Annotated in this window: 11 protein-coding genes; 3 read left to right on the top strand and 8 right to left on the bottom strand. The window is 45.0% G+C overall.

Going from position 1 to position 11076, the window contains the following annotated elements; all coding sequences use genetic code 11:
- On the top strand, positions 1-678 hold a 678-nt coding region (locus ACNPNW_RS09975; protein ID WP_411691960.1), incomplete at its 5' end, for an IS30 family transposase.
- A 221-nt stretch (positions 679-899) separates the two neighbouring features.
- Here the strand turns inward: ACNPNW_RS09975 and asd are convergent.
- From asd to ACNPNW_RS09950, 5 genes are all read right to left on the bottom strand, one after another.
- On the bottom strand, positions 900-1751 hold the full coding sequence (gene asd, locus ACNPNW_RS09970; RefSeq protein WP_448766964.1) for an archaetidylserine decarboxylase: 852 nt from the start codon (positions 1749-1751) through the stop codon (positions 900-902).
- Entirely contained in the window at positions 1748-2596 is an 849-nt protein-coding gene (locus ACNPNW_RS09965; RefSeq protein WP_005094948.1) for a sulfurtransferase, read from the bottom strand. Before ACNPNW_RS09965 ends, asd begins: the two co-directional genes overlap by 4 nt.
- 184 nt (positions 2597-2780) lie before the next feature.
- Positions 2781-3986 (bottom strand): nicotinate phosphoribosyltransferase, encoded by a 1206-nt coding sequence (gene pncB / locus ACNPNW_RS09960; protein WP_004281262.1) that lies wholly within the window; start codon positions 3984-3986, stop codon positions 2781-2783.
- Positions 3987-4105: 119 nt separating this feature from the next.
- Positions 4106-4636, bottom strand: a complete 531-nt coding sequence (locus tag ACNPNW_RS09955) for an ankyrin repeat domain-containing protein (protein ID WP_448766963.1) — start codon at positions 4634-4636, stop codon at positions 4106-4108.
- Positions 4637-4821: 185 nt separating this feature from the next.
- Complete coding sequence (locus ACNPNW_RS09950; RefSeq protein ID WP_005094943.1) at positions 4822-6336, bottom strand: catalase; 1515 nt, start codon at positions 6334-6336, stop codon at positions 4822-4824.
- 227 nt (positions 6337-6563) lie between these two features.
- Between ACNPNW_RS09950 and dtd the strand changes: the two genes are divergently transcribed.
- Positions 6564-7004 (top strand): D-aminoacyl-tRNA deacylase, encoded by a 441-nt coding sequence (dtd, locus tag ACNPNW_RS09945; protein WP_005245638.1) that lies wholly within the window; start codon positions 6564-6566, stop codon positions 7002-7004.
- Positions 7005-7122: 118 nt separating this feature from the next.
- Here the strand turns inward: dtd and ACNPNW_RS09940 are convergent, their stop codons facing one another.
- The 3 genes from ACNPNW_RS09940 to serB all read right to left on the bottom strand — a co-directional run bounded on the left by ACNPNW_RS09940 (position 7123) and on the right by serB (position 9714).
- On the bottom strand, positions 7123-7602 hold the full coding sequence (locus ACNPNW_RS09940) for an SCP2 sterol-binding domain-containing protein (protein ID WP_004647189.1): 480 nt from the start codon (positions 7600-7602) through the stop codon (positions 7123-7125).
- A 141-nt stretch (positions 7603-7743) separates the two neighbouring features.
- Complete coding sequence (gene aciT / locus ACNPNW_RS09935) at positions 7744-8079, bottom strand: ciprofloxacin tolerance protein AciT (protein WP_004647188.1); 336 nt, start codon at positions 8077-8079, stop codon at positions 7744-7746.
- A gap of 414 nt (positions 8080-8493) precedes the next feature.
- The gene (gene serB, locus ACNPNW_RS09930; RefSeq protein WP_313564014.1) at positions 8494-9714 is read right to left on the bottom strand and encodes a phosphoserine phosphatase SerB; all 1221 of its coding nucleotides are present in this window, start codon (positions 9712-9714) and stop codon (positions 8494-8496) included.
- A 77-nt stretch (positions 9715-9791) separates the two neighbouring features.
- On the opposite strand from serB, the gene ACNPNW_RS09925 reads away from it, so the two are divergent.
- Positions 9792-11045: a hypothetical protein gene (locus ACNPNW_RS09925; RefSeq protein WP_312328558.1), complete on the top strand. Its 1254-nt coding sequence runs from the start codon at positions 9792-9794 to the stop codon at positions 11043-11045.
- The last annotated feature ends 31 nt before the right edge of the window (positions 11046-11076 follow it).

Here is an 11076-nt window from a genome sequence, read left to right as displayed (position 1 = left end):
GCTTTAACACAACGCGGTTGGCTGGATGTACCTTCACATGAGTGGATTTACCAGTACATTTATGAAGATAAATCAAAAGGCGGTAAACTCCACCTACATTTAAGGCATCAGAAGAAATATCGAAAACGAGGTTACAAAAACACGGATCGTAGGGGGCAAATCATTGATAAAACAAGTATTCATTGCCGAGACCAGGTCATTGATCAACGACAACGTTTAGGAGATTTCGAAGGTGACACTGTAATTGGTAAACATCATAAAGGTGCTTTATTAACTCTCGTTGATCGAAAGAGCCTGTACGTACATATTGTTCATTTAGGGCCAACGAGAGCATCCTCTCAAACGATTACTTGTGCATTAGATCGTTTACGGATGAGCCATGCTTATAGTGTTACTTTTGATAATGGTAAGGAATTTGCCGAACACAAAAGAATCACTGATGCCGGCATAGATACGTATTTTGCTGATCCTTACAAGTCTATTCAACGAGCAAGGAATGAAAATACGAATGGTTTAATCCGGCAATATCTGCCAAAATCATCATCGTTTGATGACGTGTCAAACGAACAAATAGAGCAGATAGAATTTGCACTCAACCATCGTCCTAGAAAAACACTAGGTTGGTATACGCCTAGTGAAGTTATGGCTGGTTTTTATACTGTTGCACTTGCCGCTTGAATCCGCCAAATAAAAAAAGCGCCTGATGGCGCTTTTTTATTTCTTTTTAGCTCCTCCCTTTTAAAAGGGAGGCTGGGAGGGATTAGCTAAAAATTAAATCCATCTTTAGAAAGGGGGAAGTTCCCTCTCCTTCTAGGAGGTGAGAAGCACTGCTTCGCAAGGAAGAGGTTATTTTAAAAGCCCCTCCACCTAGCCTCCTCCCAAAGGGAGGAGGAATAGTATTACAGCGTATGCCCCAGCGCTTCACCCATATTCACCAAAGAATTGGCCTTGAATGCGGCATCCCACTGCATTTTATTTTCTTCGAATAAAATCACTGCTGTTGAACCGAGGTAGAAACGACCCAGTTCTGCCCCTTTTTCCAGGAATAGGTCATGCTGATTAAGTTCGATCCGGCCTGAAGGCTTCACTTTGCCGGTTGCCACGGTTTCAATACCCGCCACAATCATCGCACCGACCAATACCACCGCCATACGGCCGATTTCAGTATCAAACAGACAGACCATACGTTCATTGCGTGCAAACAGGCCCGGAATGTTTTCTGCGGTCACCTGGTTTACCGAGAACAGCTCGCCTGGAACATATAGCGTTTCAGTTAATGTTCCGGCAAATGGCATATGCACCCGATGATAATCACGTGGCGACAAATACACGGTCGCGAATTCACCATTTTTGAATGGCTCGGCCAGTTGCGGATCAGCAATCAGGGCTTCAACGGTAAATTTCTGGCCTTTAGCCTGGAACACATCGCCATTTTCAATTTTACCCAGCTGGGAAATCGCACCATCTGCAGGCGAAACAATGCTGCTGGCATCTGGATCAATCGCACGGATACCTTCTTTTAGGGCGCGGGTAAAAAATTCATTAAATGACTTGAATTTAAGGGCATTGGCCTGTTCAGCAATCGACATATCAATACCATACTGCGCCTTAAAGGCAGTAATTGCAGCAGTTTTGATAATCGGGTTTTCGCTGGCGGCAATTTTACCCACCACCCGAGACAAGCGATGTTGCGGTACTAACCGTTGAGCTTTAATAAAAAACTGTTGTTTTAAACGTGACGTGATGCTCAAGATGGCAGCTCCCCTGTAGCGATTGGACTATCGAGGCGGTTGCCCCATTCACTCCACGCACCATCATAGGCTCGAATTTTCCAACCCAGTAAACGACCCAGAATATAGGCCAAACCTGAGCGGTGATGGGACTGGCAGTACACCACAACGGGTTGATTCAAATCAAAGCCCAGTTGTTCCAGACGCTGCTGAGTACGTGGTAAAGGCTGTAATTTTAAATGATTTTCACGATTAAGGGCAGTACTCCATTCAAAATGACGTGCTCCCGGAATGTGACCGCCGCGTCGAGCCGCTAAACGTAGGCCAGTATATTCATCTTGCGTGCGGCAATCCCAAATTTGAACCTGTTGATTTTCAACCTGTTGGCGCAGTTCATCATAGCCAATCTGAAAATTCGCCTGATGCTCGAGATTAACCTGCAATACGTTCTTCACTGGTGCAAACTGCTCCTGACTGGAAGAAGTCGGCAAACCAGCACCGAGCCAGGCATGAATCCCGCCATTCAACAGACTGGTATTTTCAAAACCCAGACAATGTAGGTTCCAGAGCAAACGCCCTGCCCATGCCCCGCCCTCATCATCATAAGCCACCACATGATGCTCAGGAGAAATATTCAGATAATCAATGAGAGCCTGCAAGCCTTCGGTATCCGGTAACAGTCCCATCGCCGTTTCTTCCTGACGCACCAGAAGTTTAGGCTTTAAATGCAAGGCATGCGGAATATGCAGCTGCTCATACACAGAGGCACGGCTCAGGTCGACAATACGAAGTTTTTCATGGCCCAAATAGGGAACTAAATCTTCTGCCTCAATCAGCAGGCCAAAATTAAAAGCTGCAGCGGTCATCGTTATCATGGCTATTATTGGTCAAATCCTGTTGATCTTAGCACAGCTGGTTTTTACACTGATGTGCTTTCTTTGCAGATGATTAGCAAGATTTTAGCTAAACCCTGGTGTTAAATAAGCTTGCATAAAAAAACCGCCTCTATATAGAAACGGTTCTTAAAAATTATGAATTTTTCAAACTGACTTAAGCAGGTTCATTGATCTCAAAAACCTGACGCAAATAGGCCAAGAACGTATCATTATCGGTCATGGTTTTGCCCGGACTATCCGAGATTTTGGCTACTGACTGACGGTTACATTCCACCAGTTTCAGCACAATATTGAGTGGGGTTTGCCCCATATCATTGGTCAGGTTGGTTCCGATACCAAAACTGACCTGAAAACGGTCTTTAAAGTACTGATGCAGTTTCCAGGCTTTTTCCAGATTCAAGCCATCACTAAAAGTCAGCATCTTGGTTTTGCTGTCAATTTTCAGCTTTTTATAATGTGCATAGGCCTTGTCACCCCATTCATAAGGGTCGCCACTGTCATGACGCAAGCCATCAAACAGTTTGGCGAAGTACAGGTCAAAGTCACGCAGGAATGCATCCATCCCCACTACATCGGTCAGGGCAATGCCCAAGTCACCACGATATTCCTGCACCCAGCTTTCCAGTGCAGATTTCTGGAAATTACGCAGACGTACGTCCAGCGCCTGAAAAGCTTGCAGGAATTCATGCGCCATGGTGCCAATCGGGGTAATGCCCAGCTCTTTGGCTAACAGTACATTACTGGTACCACGGAATACATGCGGTGCGGCTTTGTGAAATTCTTCGACCACATGCTTTTGCCAATCGAAACTGTAACGGCGACGTGTACCAAAATCTGACACCAAAAATGGTGGATCATTGGGGTTTTGCGCAGCATCATACTGTTTTAATAGCTCGATTTTGGCTTTTAAACGGCGCTCGCCTTCAGCCAACACTTCAGGCGTGCGAATGCGGCTGAAATACAGTTCATTGACAATCGCCAGTACGAAGATCTCGAACATCATCGCCTGAACCATCGGGCCTTCCACCACAATATCCAGACGGCCTTGACTGTCGATACTGGCCTTGATGAAACGGCGCTTGAGCTGGAACAGTTCCAGATAATCCACAAAATCGCTTTTGATAAAACGTAAGCTTCTTAAATATTGCAGTTCATCTTCTTTGAATTTTAGCTGACACAGCAGGTCCAGTTGATGATTCAGGTCATCCAGAATATCCGTCAGTGGATAGACTGTATCTTCCAGATTACGACAACGGAAATGGTAGACACTATGCGTTTGCGGAAACTTGTGTAAGACCACTTGTAACATAGTGAATTTGTACAAGTCAGTATCTAACAGAGAATGGATAATTGGGGCCATAACTAAGGGAATATCGCTGTGCTTATCTCTGCATTAAAGCATAAAAAGTCATGCAATAATGCAGGATTTACGTACAGCTGGCTGTATTTGCGACAAAAGTATCAGAAGCATAACCCGGTTTATTTCTGGGTGTTGGTCTGAGCTTTTTCCTGTTCCTGAATCAGTTTCTGTAGCTGTTTTTCCTGGCCAATGACCTTGGCAAATTCGGCTGTGGTCTTTTGTCCGGTTTTTTGCGCCTGGACATCACAGTCCACCTGACGCAACTGCTTGGCAATCGCAAATTCCATCTTGAATAAAGCCCCCATCAAGGCCGTATTGCCTCGATTGTCTCGAGCACAGCGGTCGGCACCATGTTTAAGCAAACTGCTGACTATCGCTTGATGGCCATAATACGTTGCCATAATCAGTGGCGTATAACCGTCTTTATTGCGTACATCGACCGGAAAGCCATGTTTTAAAAATTCGTTGATAACTTCGCTATTGCCAATTTTGGCGGCAGCAAAGAACAGGTCGACCAGTTCCTGTTGTGAGTTCATCTGAATATTGTCCACGCTTTTAGCGGGGGAGATCTCCTTCGCGACAGTCACGTTTGCGAATGCGGAACCTATCGTGAGAATACTGGCTAAAAACATAGATGACATAACTTTCATGATGAACTCCAGCAGAAATCGAAGGGGAATTTAAGTCTTGAAAGACTGAATTATCCTGAGATGAGATAAAAAACGGAGTGCCTGTAAAACTCCCCCTAGGGTGCAGGAAAGGTTTGGAGTATTACAGGACTTTTTGGAGGTGATGCGCTATGCCCTAGTCACCAGTTCCTCAAGACCAATCGGGATTAGTCTTTTAATTTTGCAGCTTTGGCTTTAACAGTCGCCAGGTTACCGTTTACCGCCTTGGTCATACGTGTACCGTAGTCCGCATCTGCCTTATAGAAGTAAGACAACATGATGTGCTTGGTTTCTGAATCTTTCACTGCGCCTAAATCAGCAGCAAGGTTCATGATCAGGTCATCTTTTTCTTTAGCCGAGTATGAACGGTACAGCTCACCTGCCTGCTTGAAGTTCTGCTCTTTCACGCCAATTTGCTGTACATGACCAGATAATGGTGTTTGTACCGCACGTGCTTTTTCAGTGGCAGCTTTTGGCTCTTTACGGCTTGGCTCATAGTTCACATCCGAGTCACGCTCAGAGATATTCATGTAGCCATCCTGATTATTGTTGTTCACATTTACCACTGGACGGTTCACCGGAATTTGCTGGTGATTCGCGCCTAAACGGTACATTTGGGTATCTGAGTAAGAGAAGATACGGCCTTGTAGCAGACGGTCTTCTGATGGCTCGATGCCCGGAACCAGGTTACCTGGCGCAAATGCAGACTGTTCAGTCTCATTGAAGAAGTTCTTCGGCATACGGTTCAGGGTCAAAGTACCGACTTTGGTTTCTGGTACCAGCTCAGTTGGCCAGATTTTGGTTGGATCTAACGGATCAAAATCAAAGCTGTTTAGATCTTTAGGATCAATCACCTGAATATATAGATCCCATTTCGGGAAATTACCCGCATAGATGTTGTTATATAGATCATTGGTCAAGTGGTTGAAATCTTTACCCTGCTGTTCAGCCGCTTCTTTCACGTTCAGGCCTTTCACGCCCTGTTTAGAGCGGAAGTTGAATTTCACGTACTTGTATTCGCCTTTGTCGTTATACAGTTTGTAAGCGTGAACACCAAAACCGTCCTGTTCACGATAGCTAGTTGGAACACCTTGCTTGCCATACACATAAGTCAGCATGTTGGTTGCCCATGGCTGGCTCGACAGGAAGTCAAACACACGGTTAGCATCTTGGACATTCGTTACTGGGCTTGGCTTCATGGCATGAATGAAGTCCGGGAACTTGATTGCATCACGGATAAAGAATACCGGTGTCTGGTTACCGACCAAGTCCCAGTTACCTTCTTGAGTGTAGAATTTCAATGCAAAACCGTGTGGGTCACGTAGAGTTTCTGGTGAACCCTTACCGTGAATTACGGTAGAAAAACGCAGGAAAACTGGAGTTTTAGTCCCCGCTTTGAACAATGAAGCGAGGGTAAGATCAGATAGATCTTTGGTCGCAACGAATTCACCATATGCCCCTGTACCACGCGCATGTACGACACGCTCAGGAATACGCTCACGACCAAAACGTTGTAATTTTTGTACCAGTTGAACATCCTGAAGGAGTACTGAACCATTTGGACCCGCAGTGATCGAGTTCTGGTTATCACCGACTGGCGCGCCATTGTCTTTAGTTAAAGGAGCAGCTTGTGCAGCTGTGACAGTTGCAATCATTGCAACCAGTAATGAACGCTTAAACATTTCTAAATCTCTCAATTTATTACCTTTCCTGCATGGGCTAAGATACGCCAACACAATAAATAGATAAAACAGATTATTTTTATTAATTCAATCGCTTTAATGGATTTAAAAAAATTAATCAATTGATTTTCATATATTTAAAGCTCATAAAAACGGCATCTAATACTGCTCCAGATTTTATTCTTGCTACAATCACCTCCATCTATCGTTATCAGTCCATATGTAAAATGCGTGCCTTATTACAAAGAGTTTTAGAAGCTAAAGTTGTGGTCGAGGGTGAAACCACCGGGGAAATTGAAAAAGGAATTCTGGTTTTTCTAGGTTTAGGTAAAGATGACAATCTGGAAAAAGGCAAAAAGCTGATTGATAAGATATTGAAATACCGCTTCTTTGATGATGAACAGGGTAAAATGGGCTGGAACGTTGCCCAGGCCGACGGTGGTTTATTGCTGGTTTCACAATTTACCTTGATGGCACAGACCCACAAGGGTTTACGTCCAGACTTTGGCCCCGCTATGCCGCCTGCCGAGGCTAAAGCACTTTATGAGCAGCTGGTAGAATATGCCCAAAGCCAGTTTGAACATGTGCAAACCGGTATTTTTGCCGCCGACATGAAAGTGCATCTGGTCAATGATGGGCCGGTGACGTTTAATCTGGAAGTTGAATGATTCAGTAAAAAAGCCCTCGAATTGAGGACTTTTTCTTTTAAAAAATCTTTCATCCTTTCACCCCTCTTTGTGTTTCTCCCAAAGGGAGAAAGAAAAGGTTGGATGAAAGATTTTTAACTTATTTACCAGTTTTTTCTTTAATAAACTGACGTACCATTTTCACTTTTTCTTTGACTGGCTTTGGCAGTTTTGGTGGAATCATTTTTGCCACCTGGTTAAACCAAACCAGCAGGCCAAAGTCGCCTTCCATTTTAATGGTGCCACTTTGCATGCCGGTCATAAATGCCGTCGGGTCACCTTTGACCAAGGTCTTCACACCCTGCTCACTGTCAGCAAACTGCAAAACAAAATCTGCTTTTTCAGCATCACCAGAAACGGTATCGATATGACCGTTATCCACAATAATCTGACGTGCCATACCTTCATCCGTACCAATCTGGATACGGAATTGACGCCCATGTACCAGTTCAATGAATTTTGGGCTGGTACGTGCCAACTGCTTCATACGTAAAGCTAAACCTGCGACCAGTAAGTCCAGCGGATCTGTACTCATATCAATAAGAGGAAGTTTTAACACAGGAATGGACGACAGTTTCATGGAGGATGCCTATTCTAATTGTACGAAAATTGACAAATATCCTAGCATAGTTCTGGGCTAGGTGGATTATGCAGTTTGTATCATATTTCCAAACTGAAAAATGCACCCGTGGGTGCATTTTTTTCATTGCAACTTGTAGAATTAACGGCTTGAAAGCTGCTGCTGGTCGTCTTCATACACTGGCGTATGTTCGATGCAACGGCGTTTTGCCAAAGCACGCTCAGCACGACGATCTTCACGCAACAACAGGCCAGTCACGACCATCATGACCGCAGTTAACGCGCTCAGGTAACTATACGTCATTGGTAGCTCAAACCAGGTTTGAGTTCCTACACGAATCACCTCGATCAGGCCCCATACCAGCATCCCGGCCGCCATAAAGCTTAACCAGCGACGATAAGGCGAGAAGAACACAGCAAGCACAGCTACAGCGACTAAACTGAAGCCCACAATCGTTGCTAAATTCGCTGTTACCATATAACCCCCTCCATCCAGATAGATAGTTCCCGCTTGATATTGCAACGCTTCTATCTATTGAATTTCGTTAAATCAATAAAATGAAATCTGTTGATTTGTATCTCTATGCCTGCATTATGCTGAGTTTTTTGCATAAAAAAAGTCCTGTCATCCAGCCTAACGACATACTTTGTCGCGATATTATATTGTCATTACATTTTTTGCTTTTCACATTTTTGTGGATCAATGACTGCGCCAATGTTGGCGTGTCATTACAAAATTATCAGTAGTTTTTTTAAGTGAAAAAATTATTTTTCCGTTTAAGATGATCGATGTTTTTGTAGCCACATTTCAGCTATTCCTTATATCACTCAGATCATAAGCAATAAAAACCGCGACCCGGAGGTCGCGTTTAAAATCAATCAAAGCCTGTATTTATGCACGGTTCAGGTCTTTATCATGTACACCGAGCAGATAAAGCACACCGTCCAGACCGACGCTAGAAATCGCCTGATTGGCATTTTGGCGTACTAGCGGCTTGGCACGGAAAGCCACACCGAGTCCTGCAATCGAGAGCATTGGTAAGTCATTGGCGCCATCACCGACTGCAATGGTTTGTTCCAGGGAAATTCCCATCTCCTGGGCGATTTCACCGAGCAAGAGTGCTTTGCGTGCGCCATCGACAATATGGCCTTTGACTTCACCGGTAACCACACCATCCTGCACATCAAGCGCATTGGCATGTACTTCATCAATATCCAGTTTAGTTTGCAGATATTCCGCAAAATACTGAAAACCTCCAGAAAGAATTGCAGTACGGTAACCCAATGCTTTCAAAGTCGAAATCAGGCGTTCAGCCCCTTCAGTAATGGTCAGGCGCTCGGCAATTTTCGGCAGTACCGATGCGTCCATACCTTTTAACAAGGCAACACGGGCACGGAAGCTTTGCTGGAAGTCTAGCTCGCCTTGCATGGCACGTTCGGTAATTTCTGCAACCTGCTCACCAACACCGGCTTCAATTGCCAATTCGTCAATCACTTCCTGCTCGATCAGGGTCGAGTCCATATCAAAGCAGACCAGACGGCGGTTACGGCGATAGGCATTGTCTTCCTGAACCGCGACATCGACATTCAGTTCATTCGACAGGCTGAGACAGGCCGCACGCATGGCAGCTGCATCCAGCATTTGTCCACTGAGGCCAAACTGGACACAGGCACGTTTTGGACCGGCACTCTGACCATCTAAAACGGGGCGACCAGACAGACGGGTCACGGTTTCAATATTAAAACCCTGGCCCGAGACAATCTGGGTCACGGCTTGCAGATGAGAGGCATTTAATTCAGGGGCCAATGCCGTTACGATATAACGTGTGCGTCCACCCTCTTTGACCCACTGATCATATTCAGTCGCAGAGATCGGTTTAAAGCGCACAGTTAACCCGATATCATGTGCTAGAATCAGGATCTCCTTCATGGCTAATGCTGTCGCTGTCTGGTCTTCAGAGGCTACAACAATACCTAAGGTTAACTGATTATGAATAACCGCTTGCCCTACATCTAGAATCTGTAGGGAATGGGCGGACAAAACCTGCATTAATCGTGTAAATTGATTAGGCTGGTCAGGTCCTAAAAATGATATAAGAATGATTTCTCGCATGAATTGACTCGGGTCTGAGCTACAACTATTGTTAGAATCATAATCGAAATTGAACAGAATTGCCTTGGAAGTTTACGTTGAATGCGCCTAGACAAGGGCTATTTGCTAGCCTATTGATTGTAAGTTTTGCTCTGCATACCTTTTTACTGGTATTGGCAACCACTCACCAACTGAATGAAAATCGTGCCAATCAGGGACAGCTGATCACCAGTCAACTGGTGACAGACAGCCTGTCTGAGCTTGAACCGCCCAACCGCGTTTCTCTGGCTTTGCTGGCAAATCGTTATGCCACCAATCCAAGTGTAGCTTCGATCCGGATTCTGGATGCGAAAGCTCAGGTTTTAGCCACTGGCGGACTGACCAAAACTCGCGAGGGTGAAGTTTTTGTCCGTGATGCGCTGCAAAACGAGAAAAAAGTCGGTGTGATTGAAATCACCTTGATTGAGCCAAGTATTGGTGAAATTTTGCGGACACAATGGCTGGCGATTCTGTTCTCGTTCATCATTCATGCTCTGCTCTGGGTCGCTTATCGTGCCGTGGCACGTCCAAGCCGCACCGAATATCTGGCGCGCATCAATAATGAATCACGGTTGAAATTCGAGATTCAGACCCTGACCCAGGCATTGGAACAAGAAAAGCATAATGCAGCACTGGCGATTGCCCAAGCCCAACAGGCAGTGAAAAACAAAGCCAAAGAAAAAGAACATAAACCGGCAGTACTGGAGAGCGATAGCCTGAGCTTAAACATCCAGTTCTATGATCCAAAACAATTACTGGATAGCGTGAATAAAACCGTTTCGGTGCCTTATTTCAATCTCTGTCAGATTTTCCTGAATAAAGCCACTGAACTCTGTGTGCAACGCTATAAGTTGAACAGTTCTGATATTTGTACCGTACATAAATTTGATGAAAAAGGTGCCACCATCAGTATCGCGGCAGACAAACCGAATGCCTTGGCTTGCCTGACTATGATCAATGCCGTGTTCCAGCTGCTTTCGGAAGTGCTGTATAAACGCTATCGTGAAGAAAAACGTTTTGTGCTACAAACCCGCAGCGCGATTGCCTCTAAAGTCGAGGAGATGCAGCTTAGCTCGGTACAGGCCGCTGAGCGTCTGACTCAACATCTGGTCGCGAAAGAAAGTGCCTTACATGTACCGAACACCTTGCTGAAAGATGTGAGTGATCACTTCCAGTTGGTGAGCATGCCGAATCCAACCAATGTCCTGACCCGTCATGCTTTTGTGGTGAATGGAATGGATGCTGAAAGCGCCGAGCTGGCACAGACTTTTAGAACCGAAATTCTAAAATCTAAACAGTCCAAAGCCTCATAAATATCCCTGAATGTTTCAATTAAAAAAGCCG

Source organism: Acinetobacter endophylla, from assembly GCF_053543775.1.
The sequence above is the reverse complement of the archived record's forward strand: the minus strand, read 5'-3'. Positions and strand labels throughout refer to the sequence as shown.

Bases quoted from the DNA above. Each gene is read 5' to 3' on its own strand.
- ACNPNW_RS09965 (WP_005094948.1), bottom strand. From the start codon at position 2,596: ATGACCGCTGCAGCTTTTAATTTTGGCCTGCTGATTGAGGCAGAAGAT.
- pncB (WP_004281262.1), bottom strand. From the start codon at position 3,986: ATGGCCCCAATTATCCATTCTCTGTTAGATACTGACTTGTACAAATTC.
- ACNPNW_RS09955 (WP_448766963.1), bottom strand. From the start codon at position 4,636: ATGAAAGTTATGTCATCTATGTTTTTAGCCAGTATTCTCACGATAGGT.
- ACNPNW_RS09950 (WP_005094943.1), bottom strand. From the start codon at position 6,336: ATGTTTAAGCGTTCATTACTGGTTGCAATGATTGCAACTGTCACAGCT.
- dtd (WP_005245638.1), top strand. From the start codon at position 6,564: ATGCGTGCCTTATTACAAAGAGTTTTAGAAGCTAAAGTTGTGGTCGAG.
- ACNPNW_RS09940 (WP_004647189.1), bottom strand. From the start codon at position 7,602: ATGAAACTGTCGTCCATTCCTGTGTTAAAACTTCCTCTTATTGATATG.
- aciT (WP_004647188.1), bottom strand. From the start codon at position 8,079: ATGGTAACAGCGAATTTAGCAACGATTGTGGGCTTCAGTTTAGTCGCT.
- serB (WP_313564014.1), bottom strand. From the start codon at position 9,714: ATGCGAGAAATCATTCTTATATCATTTTTAGGACCTGACCAGCCTAAT.